The organism is Streptomyces sp. NPDC002787, assembly GCF_053592095.1.
Genome location: NZ_JBSFVC010000011.1, coordinates 91,001 through 107,099, shown reverse-complemented (window position 1 = coordinate 107,099; position 16,099 = coordinate 91,001). Strand labels below are relative to the sequence as shown.

The following is a 16,099-nucleotide window of genomic DNA, read 5'->3' as shown; positions in this document are numbered from 1 at the left end:
TGACAGAGACGATCGAACTGACCGGACTGGGCCTGCCCGAGACGATCCGGGCCTGCCTCTTCGACCTCGACGGGGTCATCACCAAGACGGCCGTCGTGCACGCCGCCGCGTGGCGGCGGGCGTTCGACGCGTTCCTGCGCCGACGCGACGGCGACGCCTTCCGGCCCTTCGACCCCGCCTCCGACTACGACGAGTACGTCGACGGCCGCCCCCGTGCCGACGGCGTACGCACCTTCCTCGCCTCCCGCGACATCCACCTCCCCGAGGGCACCCCCGACGACCCGCCCGACGCACCCACCGTGCACGGCCTCGGCAACCGCAAGAACGAGATCCTGCTCGACCTCATCCGCACCGACGGCGTCGAGGCCTACGACGGCACCCTGCGCTACGTCGAACAGGTCCGCGCCCACGGCCTGCGCACCGCGGTCGTCTCGTCCAGCGCCAACTGCCGGGACGTCCTGCGCTCGATCGACGCCGAACATCTCTTCGACGTACGGATCGACGGCGTGGTGGCCGCCGAACGGGGACTGCCGGGCAAGCCCCGCCCCGACACCTTCCTCGCCGCCGCCCACGACCTCGGCGTCGAACCCGCCGAGGCCGCCGTCTTCGAGGACGCCCTCGCCGGCATGGACGCCGGACGCGCGGGCCGCTTCGGCCACGTCGTCGGCCTCGACCGCGTCGGCCAGGCGGACGCCCTGCGCGCCCACGGCGCCGACGTCGTCGTACCGGACCTCACGGAACTGGGGGACTGGGCGTGATCACCCACAGGTCGTACGGCGTCGACCCCTGGGCCCTGCGCGAACAGGGCCTCCACCTCGACGTCCTGCCGCAGAGCGAATCGGTGTTCGCCCTGTCCAACGGCCACGTCGGCTGGCGCGGCAACCTCGACGAGGGCGAACCGCACGGGCTGCCCGGCACCTATCTCAACGGCGTCCACGAACTCCACCCGCTGCCGTACGCGGAGGCCGGCTACGGCTACCCCGAGTCCGGGCAGACGGTCATCAACGTCACCAACGGCAAGATCCTGCGTCTGCTCGTCGACGACGAACCCTTCGACCTGCGCTACGGCCGCCTCCACTCCCACGAACGCGTGCTGGATCTGCGCGCCGGGGTGCTGCGCCGCAGCTGCGAGTGGACCTCACCGGCCGGGACGACCGTCCGGGTGCGCTCCACCCGTCTGGTGTCGTTCACCCAGCGGGCGATCGCGGCCGTCGCCTACGAGGTCGAGGCCGTCGACAGCGAGGCACGCATCGTCGTCCAGTCGGAGCTGGTCGCCAACGAGCAACTGCCGCAACGCAAGGGCGACCCCCGGGCGGCCGTCGCCCTCGAGGCCCCGCTGGAGCCGGAGGAGCACTTCGCGGACGGGCCGCGGCTCCGGCTCGTCCACCGCACCCGGCGCAGCGGCCTGCGCGTCGGCGCCGCCGCCGACCACGTGGTCACGGGGCCCGGCGAGATCACCACCAGCGGCGAGAGCAGGGACGACGTCGCCCGCCTCACCGCCACCACCGTCCTGAAGCCCGGCGAGCGGCTGCGGGTGGAGAAGACCGTCGCCTACGGCTGGTCCAGCACCCGCTCGCTGCCCGCCGTCGCCGACCAGGTCGACGCCGCACTCTCCGCCGCCGCGTACGGCGGCTGGCAGGGCCTCGTCGACGAGCAGCGCTCCCGCCTCGACGACTTCTGGGCCCGCGCCGACGTCGAGGTCGACGGCGACGAGGAGATCCAGCAGGCCGTACGGTTCGCCCTGTTCCACGTCCTCCAGGCGGGCGCCCGCGCCGAACAGCGCGCGATCCCCGCCAAGGGCCTCACCGGCTCCGGCTACGACGGCCACGCCTTCTGGGACACCGAGACCTTCGTCCTGCCGCTGCTCACCCACACCGCGCCCGACGCGGTCACCGAAGCTCTCCGCTGGCGTCGCAACACCCTGCCCGCCGCCCGCGACCGCGCCGCCCAACTCGGCCTGAAAGGTGCCGCGTTCCCATGGCGGACCATCGACGGCTCGGAGGGTTCCGCGTACTGGCCCGCCGGCACGGCCGCCTTCCACGTCAACGCCGCCATCGCCGACGCCGTGGTCCGCCACACCACCGTCACCGGCGACACCGCCTTCGAACGCGACACCGGCGTCGAACTCCTCGTGGAGACGGCCCGCCTGTGGCGGTCCCTCGGCCACCACGACCACCATGGTGCCTTCCACATCGACGGCGTCACCGGTCCGGACGAGTACAGCGCCGTCGTCGACGACAACACGTACACCAACCTCATGGCCCGCGCGAACCTCCTGGCCGCCGTCGACGCCGTCGAACGCCACCCCGACCGCGCCGCGCGGCTCGGCGTCGACGACGAGGAGAGCGCCGCCTGGCGCGACGCCGCCCAGGCCATGCACATCCCCTACGACCACGAACTGGGCGTCCACGAACAGCACGCCGGGTTCACCCGCCACCAGCGCTGGGACTTCAAGAACACGGGGGCCGACCAGTACCCGCTGATGCTGCACTTCCCCTACTTCGACCTCTACCGCAAACAGGTCGTCAAGCAGGCGGACCTGGTTCTCGCGCTGTACAAGTGCGGCGACCGCTTCGACGAGGACCAGGTGGCCCGCGACTTCGCCTACTACGAGCCCCTCACCGTCCGTGACTCCTCCCTGTCCGCCTGCTGCCAGGCCGTCATCGCCGCCCAGGTCGGCCACCTCCGGCTGGCCTACGACTATCTGACCGAGACGGCGATGATGGATCTGGCGGACCTGGAGAACAACACCCGCGACGGCCTCCACATCGCCTCCCTCGCCGGCACCTGGACGGCGCTGGTCGCGGGCTTCGGCGGGATGCGCCACCACGGCACGGCCGTCGGCTTCGCGCCCCGCCTCCCCGAGCGGCTGAGCAGGCTCGCCTTCAACGTCGGGCTGCTCGACAACTGTCTGCGCGTGGAGATCAAATCCCGGTACGCCACCTACGAACTCCTCGCGGGCGATTCCCTGACGATCCGCCACTACGGCGAACCGGTCACCCTCGACGGCGACAAACCCCGGCGGCTGGACATCCCGGCACCGAAACCACCCGGCCCGGAGCCGGAACAGCCACCGCACCGGCGTCCCGGCCACCACCGCGGGCGGACGGGCTGAGACGCCGGGGCACCTCGAAGGAGCGTCAACCGCAGAACGTGGACTCCAGCGTCCGGTTCATCGTCGCGTACACCGTGCCGTTGTTGGACGTGTTGGCGAACGAGGTCACACTGCGCTTGCCGCTCTTCGAGGTGAACGCCCAGGTGTAGTAGCCCTGCACGGTCCCCGTGTGCCCGTACACCGAGACCCCGCACGACAGATCACGCCGACGCAGCCCCAGCCCGTACGCCTGGGTGCTGCTCACCGGCGTCCACTTCAGCATCTGGTTCAGCTGGGCGGCCGAGGTGAGCTTCCCCTTCACCAGCGCGGACATGAACTTGTTGAGGTCCTTGGCGCTGGAGACCAGCGCCCCCGCGCTCTGCGCCCACGACGCCGTCTGCCGCGTCGAGTCGATCTTCCGGCCGGTGGAGTCGGCGGTCATGTAGCCGCGGGAGTGCTTCCCCGGGATGGTGTTCTTCGGGTGGACGTAGAACGTGTCGGCCAGCTTCAGCGGCTTGATGATCCGGTCCTGGTACGCCGTCGCCACCGGCTTCTTGGTGAGCCTCTCGATGAGCATGCCCGCCACGACGAAGTTGGCGTTCGAGTACCCGTAGGCCGCGCCCGGCTTGTGGGTGAGCGGCTTGGCGAGCGACAGGTCCATCAGCTGGCGGTACGTGAACACCCTGTCGCGCACGTTCTCGAAGCCCGCCACGCTGGGGGAGAAGAGGGTGTTGGTGTACTCGTACAGCCCGCTGCGGTGGCTGAGGACATGACGCACCGTGATCCGCTTGTCGGGCAGCAGCCCCGGCAGATAGGCGTTCACCGAGGTGTCGAGCTTGATCCTGCCCTCGTCGACCAGTTGCAGCAGGACCACCGCCGTGAACGTCTTGGTGATGCTGCCGACGCGGATACGGTCCCCGGTGCCGAGGGCCCGCTTGGTGGACCGGTCGGCGACCCCTTCCGCCAGATGGTGCACCGTGCCGTTGTCGTCGATCCTCGCGAACGCGCCCGGCGCTCCCTGCGACAGCGCCGTGCGCAGCACTTTTCGTAGCGCGGTCGTGTCGGGCCCCGCGGCTGGGGCCGCCTGGGCGGGGACCGTGAGGAGGGACAGCACGACCGCGCCCAGCGTCGCCACGCCCGTGCCCACCGTTCTCGAAACCATGTGATTCGTCTCCCGTCGCCGTCTGTCATCGACAGGTGGCATTGGAGTCGAGCGATCACGGAGAGTCAAGTAACCGGGTGTGCAAGCGAGTTGACCGACTCGAAAGAGGGACAGGTCCGGCGGATCGGTTTCAGCCGCCGAAGAGCTGGGTCCAGTACGTACCGGCGGAGCCGCCGCCGGCGAAACCGATACCTATATGGGTGAAGCCGGGTTTGAGGATGTTCGCACGGTGCCCGGGGCTGTTCATCCACCCGCGTACGACCTCGGCGGCGGAGCGCTGGCCGCACGCGATGTTCTCGCCGATGGACCGCATGGTGGAGCCGGCCGCCGCCGCCCGGTGCCACGGTTCGCCGCCGTCGGGGGAGGTGTGCGCGTAGAAGGCCCGCGCCACCATGTCGGCGCTGTGCGCCTGGGCCGCGACGGTGAGGAGGGGATCGGGGGAGAGCGGGGGGAGGCCGGCGCCGGCTCGTTCGGCGTTGGTGAGGGTGATGACTTCGGTGGCGGTCCGGTGGAGGCCGCTGGGGGAGAAGGGGCGTGCCCAGAGCGCCGTCCAGAACACGGTTCCCGAGCGGGGGTCGGTGACGTGTGCCAGACCCGCCTCGCTGTAGGCCGGGTCGCTCAGGGTCTGTCCGGCCTGTGCGGTGGAGAGGCAGTAGTCCACGAAGTCGGCGGGGGTGCGGGGGCCGGACACCAGGTGTTCGCCGATGGTGAGGTAGGTGTAGCCGGTGGCGGTGACGCGCTGGTACACCGAGATGCCGTCCGTGCCTTCCGTGGCGAGCCGGCCCTGCGCGGCCATCACGGTGGCGTGGGCCCGGGCCGCGGCGGACAGCTTGGCGTTGAGGGATACGGGTGGGGAACCCGCGGCGGCGCGGGTGGCGTTGACCAGGCCGAGAAAGCCGTCGGAGTCGGGGGCCGGTGCGGTCGCGCATTGCGTCGCGCCTGGTGCGGGCACGCCTTGCGTCGCGTCCTCCAGCACGTCCACCCCGAAGTCCCGCGCGACCCCCGCCAGGCCGTCCGCGTAGCCCTGGCCCAGTGCCCGCAGCTTCCAGCCCCCGCCCCTGCGGTACAACTCCGCCAGGAGGAGTACGGTCTCGCGCGCGGGTCTCGGAGGTGTGAAGCGGGCGACGGTCCGGCCGCCGGGGACGCTGACGAGCAGGGTCGGGGCGGGCAGGTGGCCCAACGGCGTGTCCGGGTCGGCCGGGCTGATCGCGACGGTGAGACGGGTCGCGCCGGGGCGCAGGGCGGGCGGATCCACCGTCAGGGTCTCACCGGCCAGGCGGGCGCCCGGTGCCGTCGGCTGGTTGTAGAAGACGAAGTCGGCGTCGCCGCGCACCTTGCCGGTGTCGTCGGTGATGAGAGCGGACACGTCGAAAGGACCCGGCACCCTGATCGTCAGGGTGCCGCCCGGCAGGGGGAGGTTGCCCCCGGGTGTCAGCTCGCTCATCGGTGCCGTCCGCCGCAGTGACCGTCAGCCCGACAACGTCTCACCCCCGCAGGGCGGTTCCCGTGCCCTCCTGCCGCTCGGCGGCCAGGGCGTCCTGGCGGCCGGAGCGCATCGTCTTCAGGGCCAGGAGGAGGACACCGATGTCGTCCAGGTAGACCGGGTCCGGTACCAGGTCGGTCGGGAGGACGAGATAGAGGACGGCGCCCCAGAAGACCCACTTGGGTCCGGTGGGGAGTCCCGCCCGGCGCAGGTCGCGGCGGGTGCGGACGAGCCGGAGGAGCAGCCAGACCGCCGCTCCCAGCAGAGCGGCCGCGACGACCGCGATCGCGACGATCACCCATGTCCAGGAATCCATCGGTCCCGCCCCTCAGTCGAGCCGGGCCGTGTGCCCGGCTTGTGCCCTGTCCATCGTCTTCCCTCCGGAGGCGCCGTGTATCGCGGCGCGCGGGGAGCGGGGCCGGGTCAGTGGGGGGCGCGGGCGAGGTTGTGGTCCACGAGGGCCTGGCTGACGGCCCGGATGGAGCGGGCGATGTGGTTGAGCTGCATGACCTCGGCGGCGTACATCTTGATGGTGTGCTCGATGACCGACTCGGACATGCCGAGGCGGGGCAGTTCGGAGCGGGCGGTCTGCAGGGCGGTGCGGGCGACCCGGATCTCGTGCTGGACCTGGATCTGGGCGTGCCGCGCGAGCAGCACGGGGTGCCGCATCATCGCCGGGTAGCTGCCGTAACGGGCCGGCACCAGCTCCCGCAGCCACTTGGCCGCGGACCTCTCCCAGTCGTAACTGCCGGGTGTCTTGACCTGACACGGCCAGTCGGTGTGGATCGGCGGGGAGGTGAGGGCCATGTTCAACGCTCCGGTCTTGCATCGACGCCATTGGGTACAGCGGGTGTGGAGTCTGGGCGGCCCCGGTCTAGGGGATGGCCGGGGCCGCCCCACCCGGGGCGCCGTGGCGGGTAGGAGCGGACGGACCCGGGTGGACGTCGTGACCCGGAGTCCCACCGGGCCACGATCCGCGAGCAGTATTTATATATACCCATGAGTTTGCAAGGACATGAAAAAATTCATGCCGGGAAAGATGTGAATAATCCCCTGCTGTACTGGCATGTAGGGAGATCGGGATCAGTCCCGGAGGAAGAACTGCTGCTGCTCCGAGACCTGCTCGTACGCCTCCAGACGGGCCTGGGTCCGCTCGGGGTCGGCGTCGGTCATGGCCTGGAGCAGCGCGGAGGACATCATCACGGGTGCGGCGTAGGAGTCGAAGACCAGGCGTGAGCCGGTGCCCGTGGCGAAGACGGCGTCGGCCTCGTCCGCGAGCGGCCCGAGCGCCAGGTCGGTGACCAGGGCCACTTTCAGTCCGGCGCCGTGGGCCACCCGCAGCGCGGTCAGGGTCTCCTGGGCGTGCCGGGGCATGGAGAACGCGAGCATCCAGGTGCCGCCCGCCTCGCGGGACTGCAGCAGGGCGTCGTAGGCGACCGTGCCGCCCTTCGTCACCAGCCGGACGTCGGGGTGGATCCGGCGGGCGGCGTACGCGAAGTACTCGGCGAGCGCGCCGGAGATCCTGAGGCCGAGCACGGTCAGCGGTGCCGAGCGGGAGAGGGCACGGCCGATCTCGATGACCTGGTCGGGGTCGGCGAAGTCGCGCCGCAGGTTCTCCAGGTTCTCGATCTCGGCGTCCACGGCCGCCTGGAGCTCGTTGCTGCGGTCCGCCGCGGTGGTGCCCGGGGCGCTGCCGAGCGTGGCGAGCGCGATGGCCTGGAGCCGCTCGCGCAGCGCGGGGTAGCCGCTGAAGCCGACGGCCGCGGCGAACCGGGTCACCGAGGGCTGGCTCACGCCGACCCGCTCCGCGAGATCCGTGATCGACAGGAACGCGGCCTCGGTGATGTGCTCGATCAGATACTGGGCGATCCGCCGCTGCCCGGGAGAGAGCCGGGGACCGTCGAACAGTTCCCTGAGGCGGGACGTGGGCGACTGTTCCGTCTCCGGGGCCGTCCGCCCGGACGTGATCGCTGATGCCTGCGCACGTGCCTGCTGCGGCGATGGCACCCGCGCGCCTCCTTCGTCTCCCACGAGCACTCAACATAGCCCACGGCCCCGGCGCCCCCGGGCGGATCGGGCCACCCCGGCCCGAGCGGCCCGGGGGCCTCCTGGTGCGACCTGCGAGGACCCCGTTTCGGGCACACCATGGGGGTACCCGCCCCTTGTCGTCCACACCAGGGAGAACGCTCGTGACTCTGCCAAGTCTGCCCGTGTCCCAGGTGGAGGTCGTGCTCTGCGACTGCTCCGCCCAGGACGCCGAACGGGTCTTCGCCTGTCTGCGCGCCCACTTCGAATCGGACCGGAGCCCCGACGACCCGCCGCATGAGACCGGCACCGACCGGCCGACGATGTGGACCGGCATGTACGACACGGCCGCCGCCGTCGCCACGGGCGCCGAGGGCCGTCCCGAGCCGCTGTCCGCGCCGGTCACGGTCGACGTCCAGGGCAGTCCGCCGGCCGTACGGCTGCTGCGGGCGGCGCTGGAGGAGGAGTACGCCGTGCATCAGGTGGGCGTGGAAGCCGGTGACCAGGAGGTTCAGCTCCAGCTGCGGGTCGAGGGATCGCGGGGGCGCGGCTGATGACGACCTTGAGGGTGGGGAGCATGGGGAGCGGGCGAGCGGCCCGGGGTTCGGTGACGGAGGGCGCGGCCCGGGCCGGGCTGACCGCGCGTGGCGTCATCTATCTGCTGGTCGGGGCGCTGGCACTGCAGATCGCCTTCGGCGGGAGCTCGGAGCAGGCGGACCGCCAGGGCGCGCTCGCGGAGATCTCCGAGAAGCCGCTCGGCTCCGTGATGCTCTGGGCCCTGGGGATCGGCCTCGTCGGCATGGCGCTGTGGCGGCTGTCGGAGGCCGTGTTCGGCGCGGCGGGCCCGGACGGCCGCAAGTGGACCAAGCGGCTCGCGTCCGCCGCGCGCTTCGTCTTCTACGCCTTCGTCGCCTACTCGGTGCTGACCTTCGCTTCGGGTGAGGGCAGCGGTGGGGGCGGAAGCGGCGGCGGTTCCAGCGACGAGCAGTCCCGGGACGTGACGGCCCGGGCCCTCGAAATCCCCGGCGGCCAGTGGCTCGTGGGCGCGGCGGGCGTCGGCGTGATCGTCGCGGGCCTGTGGATCGGTGTACGGGCCGCGATGCGCTCCTACCACAAGCATCTGCGGATGGGGGAGATGTCCCGCCGGACGCGGCGGGCCGTCGACGTGACCGGGGTGGCCGGCGGGATCGCGCGCGGACTGGTGTTCGCCACGGCCGGGGTCTTCGCCCTGCGCGCCGCGATCGAGTACGAGCCGGACCAGGCCAAGGGGCTCGACGACACCCTCCGTTCCTTCGCCGAGGCCCCGGCGGGCCCGGCTCTTCTGGCCTGCGTCGCGGCGGGCCTCGTCCTGTTCGGGCTGTTCTCGTTCGCCATGGCCCGCTGGCGCAAGGTGTGAGGGTCGCAGTGGGCTCGGAATTCGCTCACGGGAACAGTCGGTCGAGGAAGGCGTTCCCATATACCCGGTGCGGATCGAGCCGCTCCAGGATCTCCACGGCCCCGTCCCAGCCCGGGCCCTCGCCGTCGTCGAAGGACGCCGGTACGACGGTGCCGAGGACCCGCTCGTCGCTCCAGGCGGCCTCGTCCGTGTAGCCCCAGCCCTTGGACCACTCGACCCGGGTGAGGGCGTGGCCGCCGTCGTACGTGGTGAGCAGGAACCGTTCCAGCTCCCGGAAGAACGCCTCGGCGTCCGGCGTCCCTGGCAGTGTCAGCACGTCCAGCCACACGGCCGTGTCCCACTCGGGCCGGTCGGCGCGCGGGCGCAGCGCGGACAGCAGCGGGGCACGGGCGCCGGCCACGCCGACGTCCGCCGGGTCGTCGAGGCCGGTCACCCGGATCTCCACCGAGCCGTTGACGGGGAAGCGTCCCCGGGCGGCGTACGCGGTCAGCCGCTCCCGGTAGAACGTGGCGAACTCGCAGACCACGCGCTGCACCTGGTCGCGTGAGGTGAGCACCGCGTACCCGTTGGCCGTCACCCGCAGTGTCGTCGGCTTCAGATACAGCAGCGTGTTCTTCGACGGCCCCCAGATGTCCGCCGAGAACGTGGTCGTCAGCCCCAGCGAGGCCGTCGTCAGCTGTGCGTTGCCCAGCACCGGGGCCAGATACCAGGCGGCGTCGGAGACCATCCGGCCGACGAGGTCCGCGACGACGGTCGGCACGTTGTCCGAGAAGGGGTAGTTGTACGGCGAGGTCACGCGCCGGGAGGTGAGCGGGCGGGTCGGCTCGACGCTCCACACCTTGAACCAGGGGAACTCGGTGAAGGCGAACCAGATGGCCTCCAGACGTCCGGCCTCGTCCAGGAAGCTCGCGAACGTACGCCCCTCGCTCCCGGGCGCGGCGAACAGTTCCCCGGCGGGGATGTCGGTCCGGCTCAGGCAGCGCAGGTTGCTGTTCACCCCCACCCGCAGCACGAACTCGGTGACCAGCGCGCGTCCGACGTGGGTGAGCAGCACGGCACCGTCCGGGTCGTCCCGGGTGAACGTCCGCAGCACGTACGCCTCGCTGCCGGTGTCCCACACCACCGCCGTCAGCGACAGCACGAGATTGCTGAGCGAGCCGTACGTGTGGCCGGGCGGCCGGGTCTCGCCGGCCGCCGGTACGGCCGTGCCGTGGGCGTCGACGGCGAGGGCACCGCCGATCGAGAGGTCGCCGGGCGCCGGGCAGGCCGTCACACCGAGTCCGTGGCCCTCCAGGAAGGTCAGCAGCCCTTCCAGCGTGGCGCCGGAGCCCACGCGGACGGCGGCGGGGCCGGCGGACTCCAGCGCCATGCCGGTGAGGTGCGTGGTCGTGTCGACGAGCATCACCGGGGCGCCGGAGTCGGTGCCGGGGGTGATGGTGAGGGGTGACCAGCCGTGCGAGAGGCCGCGCGCTCTGACCCTCCAGCCCTGCCGCCGGGCCCAGTTGACGACCGCCACCACCTGGTCCGCGTCGGCGGGTGCGCAGGCCCACAGCCCGGACCCGGTGATCTCCCCGTCCCAGTTGCGGTACGCCGACCGGTACAGCTCGACGTCCGCCGGGAAGCCGGGCAGTTCGGCCGCGGCGGCGGCCGGGTCCTGGCGGACGAACTGCGGGGTGAGCGCGAGCGCGGCGGCACCGAGGAGGAACCCCCGGCGGGACGTTTCTGAAGAGTCGGTCACCGCAGTCACGCTAGGCCGATAATTGATACAAGTGACCGATCCGCCCATCGTATTCACCCGTGTGAGTGAAGTGGTGCATGCGCGTGCTTGTTCGCCGGGGACGCGGCACCATCTGGCAAAAGGACATCGACCCGACCGGGAGGACGCGTGACCGAGGCGCACGGCAGCCGGGACCGAGGCCGCGACGAGACCGAGGAAGAGCGCGCCGACCGCAGATGGACCGAACTCATCCAGGAGGTACGGGTCGCCCAGACCGGCGTGCAGATCCTGTTCGGTTTCCTGCTCACCGTCGTCTTCACCCCGCGCTACGACGAACTGGCGCAGACCGACAGGACCATCTACATCGTGACCGTCGTCCTCGGCGCCGCCGCCACCGGCGCCCTCATCGGGCCCGTCTCCTTCCACCGGATCGTCTCCGGGAGCCGCATCAAGCCGGCCGCCGTGCGGTGGGCCGCGCGGCTGACCGTGGTGGGCCTGATCCTGCTCCTCGCCACCATGACGGCGGCACTGCTGCTGATCCTCCGTGTCGCCACCCACGACGGGTATGTGCCCTGGCTGGTGGGATGCGTCGTCCTCTGGTACGTGCTGTGCTGGTTCGCGCTCCCGGCGTGGATCCGCCGCCGTCACACCGGCGAGTGACATCCCCCGATGGCGTGAATGGCGGTGTTGCCCCTGGGTCGCGTGGTGCGCCAGCGTGCGGTGTCATGGACCGTGATCAGAGCCGCCCCACCCCGCCCCTGACCCGCCGTCGACTCATCGCCGCCACCGGGGCCACCGGGGCCGCCGCAGTCCTCGGCACCGCCGGCCCGGCCGCCTCCGCCGGCGCCCGCCCCGCCACACCCGGCACCGGCCTCTCCCTCACCTTCACCCGGGCCACCAACGGCTCGGCGACCCTCGCACCCGCCGGCGACACACTCATCGCCGAGATCCAGAGCGGCCTGTGGTCCCTGCCCCGCACCGGTGGCAAGGCGCTCCCCCTCACCCCGGCCGGACTCGAACCCAACCGGCCCACCCACTCCCCGGACGGCAGCCTCATCGCGTTCTGCGCCTACAGGGACGGCGGCTTCCATGTGTGGACCGTGCGCCCCGACGGTTCCGACCTGACGCAGCGCACCGACGGCCCCTGGGACGACCGGGGGCCTTCCTGGTCGCCCGACGGCACCCGGATCGCCTTCGGCTCCGAACGCGGCGGCGACCCCGGCCACCCCATGAACGGTTGCCCGTACCGCATCCACGTCCTGGACCTGAGCACCGGCGAGATCACCCCCGTCACCGGACTCCCCGGCCAGGACGGGCCCCTCCAGGACGGCCGGTGGGAGGACTTCGACCCCACCTGGACACCGGACGGCACCCGGCTGCTGTTCGTGCGCGCCAAGGTCGTCACCTCCGGCACCACCCCGTCCGTCGAGTCCCGGACCGTCGCCGCCGTGGCCGCCGACGGCACCGGCCCGGTCGCCGTCGAGCACACCGAGACCGAGGCCGCCCAGGTCATGACCCCGGCCCTGGCCCCCGACGGCCGACTCGCCTACCTGCGCACCACCGCCTCCCCGAACGGCTCGTGCACCCTCGTCGTCGACGGAGAGCCCGTCCCCGTCGCCGGCGACCTCGCGCCCGTGCCGCCCCGCTGGACGGCCGAGGGCGAACTGCTGCTCACCCTCGACGGCCGGTTCACCCTCGTGCGCCCCGAGGGACCCGCGCAGCCGCAGGCCCTCCCCTTCGAGGGTGTGCTCCCGGTGGACCGCCCGCGCTACCGGATCAAGGAGTACGACCTCGGGGAGGCGCGCGTACGGCCCGTGCGGGGCATCCACCTGCCCGCGCTGTCCCCCGACGGCCGCAGTGTCGCCTTCGCCGCCCTCAACTCGCTGTGGCTCGCCGGAACTTCGGGCGGTCGCCCGCCGAAGCGACTGCGGAAGTCACCGCCCACCCGTACCCTCCTCGCACCCGCCTGGGCACGGGACGGAAGGTCGCTCGTCTACGCCGACGACCGCGACGGCCTCCTCGGCGTGTACCGGCACGATCTGGCCACCGGAGAGGAGACCGCGCTCGCGGCCGGCGGCCGGGTCATGCCCGCCCTCTCGCCCGACGGCCGGCGGCTCGCGAGCCTGGACATGTCCGGACGGCTCGTAGTGCGCGACCTGGCGAGCGGCGAGGACCGCGTGGCCGTGGCGCCGCTCGGCGGGGGCGGGATCCCCGGCAGGCCGAGCTGGTCGCCCGACGGACGGTACCTCGCGCTGTGCGATCGCAACCGTCTGGGCGCCCGCTTCCGCGAGGGCTACAACCTCATCCGGATCGTCGACGCCACGACCGGCGCCGACCGGCTGCACGCGGTCGCGCCCCACGCCTCGATCGCCGACCGGTACGACTCCGGGCCCGTCTGGTCGCCCGACGGCCGCTGGCTCGCCGTGATCGTCGAGTCCGCGCTCTGCCTGCTCCCCGTCACCCCCGACGGCACCCCGCGCGGCGCACTCCGCACGCTCACCACTGAACCCGCCGACCACCCCACCTGGTCCGGCGACTCCACGACCCTCCTCTACCAGTCCGGCACCCGCCTCCGCCTGATCGACGTCTCGGGCGACCACGTCCGCACCGTCCGAGTCCCGCTGGACCGCACCCGGCTCACCCCCGCCGACACCGTCGTCCACGCCGGGCGCCTGTGGGACGGCACCGGTGAGACGGTCCGCGACGACGTCGACATCGTCGTACGCGGCGGCCGCATCACCGCCGTCGAACCGCATCGGGGCAGCCGACGGGCCGCCCTCCGCCGCGTCGACGCCTCCGCGCACACCGTGCTCCCCGGTCTGTGGGACACCCACACCCACCCCTGGCACAGCACCTACGGCAGCCGCCAGGCCACCGGTCAGCTCACCTACGGCGTCACCACCGCCGTCTCCCTCGGCGGTTTCGCCTACGAACAGGTCCGCATCCGCGAGGAGGTGAACGCCGGCAGACTCGCCGGACCCCGGCTGCTCACCACCGGCGAACTCCTCGACGGCGCGCGGGTCGCGTACAGCATGGGACGGGCCCACCGCACGACAGCGGGGCTGAGGCGCTCACTGGAACGCGGGGCAGCACTCGACTGGGACTTCGTCAAGACCTATGTCCGGGCGCCCGGTTGGGTGATGAGCGAGGCCACGCACTTCGCCCACGAACGCCTCGGCGCCCGCACGGGCGGGCACCTCCTCTCCCCGGGCGTCCAGCTCGGCCAGGACCTGACGTCCCATCTGCAGGCCACCCAGCGGGCGGAGTTCGGCCACGCCATCACCGCGAGCGGGCAGGCCTACCAGGACGTCGAGGAGATCTACACCGCGCGGGGCGTGGACTTCTCCCTCATCGCCACGCCCTTCACGGCCGCGCCCCTCCTCGGCGCCGATCCGTCCCTCGCCGACGACCCGCGCGTGACCGTCGTCATGCCGCCGTGGGACGCGGCCTTCGTGCGCCAGGCCGCCGGAGTCCCGCCGACGCCCGCCCAACTCGCCGCGCTGCGCACCGAGACCGACATCTACCGGCGGATCCTCGGAGCCGGCGGCACGGTCGCCCTCGGCACCGACCAGCCGCTCGGACCCGTCGGCCTCTTCCTCCACATCGCCCTGCGCGCCCTGCACGACGGCGGTCTCACCCCCGCCGAGACCCTGCGCACCGCGACCGCCCTCCCGGCCCGCCTCTTCGGCCTCGACGACCACCTCGGCACGGTCGGGACGGGCAAGCTCGCCGACCTGACCGTCGTCGACGGCGACCCCTTCACGGACTTCGCCGACCTGGTCCGTACGGTGTCGGTCCTCAGGGGCGGAGTCCCTTACACCACCGAGGAGTTGGTGGCCGCCTACCGGCCCACGGCGCGACGCGCCAAGGCCGCGGAGACCGAGGAGGACTGGCTGGAGATCGCCCGCCTGATGCGCCGGGACGGCTGCTGCGACGGCCACCACTGACGGGGCGGGGAGCAGCTCTTCATCGCTTAATGGTCGGTCTCCTTGCCGATGAACAGTTCCGCGAAGGTCGACGCGGCGGCGGGGGAGCCGAGGAGGCGGCGGAGCCGGGCGGTCGCGGCGCCCGCTCGGAACGCGTCGCCGGAGGACGGGCCGTGCAGCAGTTCCGCGAGCCACTGCGAGAACTCCTGGTAGTGCCAGACGCGGCGCAGACAGGCGTCCGAGTAGCCGCGCAGCCCCCTGTCGTCGCCCTTGCCCAGGTGGGCGATGAGGGCGTCCGCGAGGAGCAGGGAGTCGTGCAGCGCGAGGTTCATGCCCTTCGCGGCGATCGGCGCGACCAGATGGGCGGCGTCACCGGCCAGGTGGAGGCGGCCGTACGTCATCGGCTCGGTGACGTAGTTGTGCATGTCGAGCACCCGCTTCTCGATCAGCGGGCCCTCGGTGAGCGGCCGGGTGCCGGGCACAGCGAGGCGGGTGTGCAGCTCGGACCAGACCCGCTCGTCCGGCCAGTTCGCCGGGTCGTCGCCGGCCGGGACCTCCAGGTAGTAACGGGTGACCTCGGGGCTGCGCGCCATGTGCCCGGCGAAGCCCCGGGGATGCACGCCGAGGATGACGCAGTCGGACGACGGCGGCGCCTCGGCGAGCAGCGCCAGCCATCCGACGCCGTGGTCGTGCCGGGCGACCGTGGCGTGCTCCGCCGGCAGCGCGGTCCGGGTGACACCGCGCGCACCGTCGCAGCCCGCGACGAACTCGCAGTGCAGGACGTGTCGTTCGCCGCTGTCCGGATCGGTGTAGGACACGGACGGCCGGTCGCCGTCGATGTCGTGCAGCTCGACATCGCGCACACCGAAGCGGATGTCACCGCCCCGGACGTCCGCGTACTCCCTGACCAGATCCGTCACCAGCAGCGGCTGCGGATACACGTAGTGGTGGTGCCCGGTGATCGCCGTGTACGGGAACCGCTGTCGCTCACCGTCGAAGCGGAACTCGAACTCCGTGTGCACCGGCGCCCGTTCCACGATCCGGTCGGCCAGCCCGCGCCGCTCCAGCGCACGCACCGCCCACTCCTCCAGGAACCCGGCGCGCGGCCGCCGCTCGATGAACTCCCGGCTCTCGGCCTCCAGCACCACACAGTCCACGGCGGCGGCCCGCAGGATGTTGCCGACGGTCAGTCCGGCGGGTCCGGCGCCGACGATGACGACGGGGGTGCGCTCGGCGGACGAGGCGCCGGAAAGGGAGGTGGGGGCGGTCATTCGAGCATTATGCCGGGCGCCGGAT

13 protein-coding genes are annotated in these 16,099 nt (G+C 72.2%); 6 read left to right on the top strand and 7 right to left on the bottom strand.

What is annotated here, in order from left to right; genetic code table 11:
• Positions 1 to 17: 17 nt before the first annotated feature.
• On the top strand, positions 18 to 758 hold the full coding sequence (locus ACWD26_RS17025) for an HAD family hydrolase (protein WP_451270991.1): 741 nt from the start codon (positions 18 to 20) through the stop codon (positions 756 to 758).
• Positions 755 to 3,115 carry a glycoside hydrolase family 65 protein gene (locus tag ACWD26_RS17020; protein ID WP_451270711.1) on the top strand — a complete coding sequence of 787 codons (2,361 nt, stop codon included), beginning with the start codon at positions 755 to 757 and terminating at the stop codon, positions 3,113 to 3,115. Before ACWD26_RS17025 ends, ACWD26_RS17020 begins: the two co-directional genes overlap by 4 nt.
• Positions 3,116 to 3,140: 25 nt before the next feature.
• On the opposite strand, the gene ACWD26_RS17015 is transcribed toward ACWD26_RS17020, so the two are convergent.
• From ACWD26_RS17015 to ACWD26_RS16995, 5 genes are all read right to left on the bottom strand, one after another.
• Positions 3,141 to 4,256 (bottom strand): serine hydrolase domain-containing protein, encoded by a 1,116-nt coding sequence (locus tag ACWD26_RS17015; protein ID WP_451270709.1) that lies wholly within the window; start codon positions 4,254 to 4,256, stop codon positions 3,141 to 3,143.
• 130 nt (positions 4,257 to 4,386) lie between these two features.
• The gene (locus ACWD26_RS17010) at positions 4,387 to 5,700 is read right to left on the bottom strand and encodes a CAP domain-containing protein (RefSeq protein WP_451270707.1); all 1,314 of its coding nucleotides are present in this window, start codon (positions 5,698 to 5,700) and stop codon (positions 4,387 to 4,389) included.
• Positions 5,701 to 5,740: 40 nt separating this feature from the next.
• On the bottom strand, positions 5,741 to 6,055 hold the full coding sequence (locus ACWD26_RS17005) for a YkvA family protein (RefSeq protein ID WP_451270705.1): 315 nt from the start codon (positions 6,053 to 6,055) through the stop codon (positions 5,741 to 5,743).
• Positions 6,056 to 6,162: 107 nt separating this feature from the next.
• On the bottom strand, positions 6,163 to 6,546 hold the full coding sequence (locus tag ACWD26_RS17000; RefSeq protein ID WP_451270703.1) for a hypothetical protein: 384 nt from the start codon (positions 6,544 to 6,546) through the stop codon (positions 6,163 to 6,165).
• 276 nt (positions 6,547 to 6,822) lie between these two features.
• Positions 6,823 to 7,746: a MurR/RpiR family transcriptional regulator gene (locus tag ACWD26_RS16995; RefSeq protein ID WP_451270701.1), complete on the bottom strand. Its 924-nt coding sequence runs from the start codon at positions 7,744 to 7,746 to the stop codon at positions 6,823 to 6,825.
• Positions 7,747 to 7,928: 182 nt separating this feature from the next.
• Here ACWD26_RS16995 and ACWD26_RS16990 point away from each other — a divergent pair, with 182 nt between their 5' ends.
• Positions 7,929 to 8,318, top strand: a complete 390-nt coding sequence (locus ACWD26_RS16990) for a hypothetical protein (protein ID WP_451270699.1) — start codon at positions 7,929 to 7,931, stop codon at positions 8,316 to 8,318.
• Between the two features lie 23 nt (positions 8,319 to 8,341).
• On the top strand, positions 8,342 to 9,160 hold the full coding sequence (locus ACWD26_RS16985) for a DUF1206 domain-containing protein (protein WP_451270697.1): 819 nt from the start codon (positions 8,342 to 8,344) through the stop codon (positions 9,158 to 9,160).
• Positions 9,161 to 9,185: 25 nt separating this feature from the next.
• Here the strand turns inward: ACWD26_RS16985 and ACWD26_RS16980 are convergent, their stop codons facing one another.
• The gene (locus tag ACWD26_RS16980; RefSeq protein WP_451270695.1) at positions 9,186 to 10,946 is read right to left on the bottom strand and encodes a cholesterol oxidase substrate-binding domain-containing protein; all 1,761 of its coding nucleotides are present in this window, start codon (positions 10,944 to 10,946) and stop codon (positions 9,186 to 9,188) included.
• Positions 10,947 to 11,045: 99 nt separating this feature from the next.
• Here ACWD26_RS16980 and ACWD26_RS16975 point away from each other — a divergent pair, with 99 nt between their 5' ends.
• Together ACWD26_RS16975 and ACWD26_RS16970 are read left to right on the top strand one after the other, a co-directional pair.
• Positions 11,046 to 11,537: a DUF6328 family protein gene (locus ACWD26_RS16975; RefSeq protein ID WP_451270694.1), complete on the top strand. Its 492-nt coding sequence runs from the start codon at positions 11,046 to 11,048 to the stop codon at positions 11,535 to 11,537.
• A 65-nt stretch (positions 11,538 to 11,602) separates the two neighbouring features.
• Entirely contained in the window at positions 11,603 to 14,824 is a 3,222-nt protein-coding gene (locus tag ACWD26_RS16970) for an amidohydrolase family protein (protein ID WP_451270692.1), read from the top strand.
• 26 nt (positions 14,825 to 14,850) lie between these two features.
• Here ACWD26_RS16970 and ACWD26_RS16965 read toward each other — a convergent pair whose 3' ends face one another.
• Positions 14,851 to 16,074 carry a 4-hydroxybenzoate 3-monooxygenase gene (locus ACWD26_RS16965; protein ID WP_451270690.1) on the bottom strand — a complete coding sequence of 408 codons (1,224 nt, stop codon included), beginning with the start codon at positions 16,072 to 16,074 and terminating at the stop codon, positions 14,851 to 14,853.
• Positions 16,075 to 16,099: the final 25 nt, after the last annotated feature.

Bases quoted from the DNA above. Each gene is read 5' to 3' on its own strand.
- ACWD26_RS17015 (WP_451270709.1), bottom strand. From the start codon at position 4,256: ATGGTTTCGAGAACGGTGGGCACGGGCGTGGCGACGCTGGGCGCGGTC.
- ACWD26_RS17010 (WP_451270707.1), bottom strand. From the start codon at position 5,700: ATGAGCGAGCTGACACCCGGGGGCAACCTCCCCCTGCCGGGCGGCACC.
- ACWD26_RS17005 (WP_451270705.1), bottom strand. From the start codon at position 6,055: ATGGATTCCTGGACATGGGTGATCGTCGCGATCGCGGTCGTCGCGGCC.
- ACWD26_RS17000 (WP_451270703.1), bottom strand. From the start codon at position 6,546: ATGGCCCTCACCTCCCCGCCGATCCACACCGACTGGCCGTGTCAGGTC.
- ACWD26_RS16985 (WP_451270697.1), top strand. From the start codon at position 8,342: ATGGGGAGCGGGCGAGCGGCCCGGGGTTCGGTGACGGAGGGCGCGGCC.
- ACWD26_RS16980 (WP_451270695.1), bottom strand. From the start codon at position 10,946: ATGGGCGGATCGGTCACTTGTATCAATTATCGGCCTAGCGTGACTGCG.
- ACWD26_RS16970 (WP_451270692.1), top strand. From the start codon at position 11,603: ATGGACCGTGATCAGAGCCGCCCCACCCCGCCCCTGACCCGCCGTCGA.
- ACWD26_RS16965 (WP_451270690.1), bottom strand. From the start codon at position 16,074: ATGACCGCCCCCACCTCCCTTTCCGGCGCCTCGTCCGCCGAGCGCACC.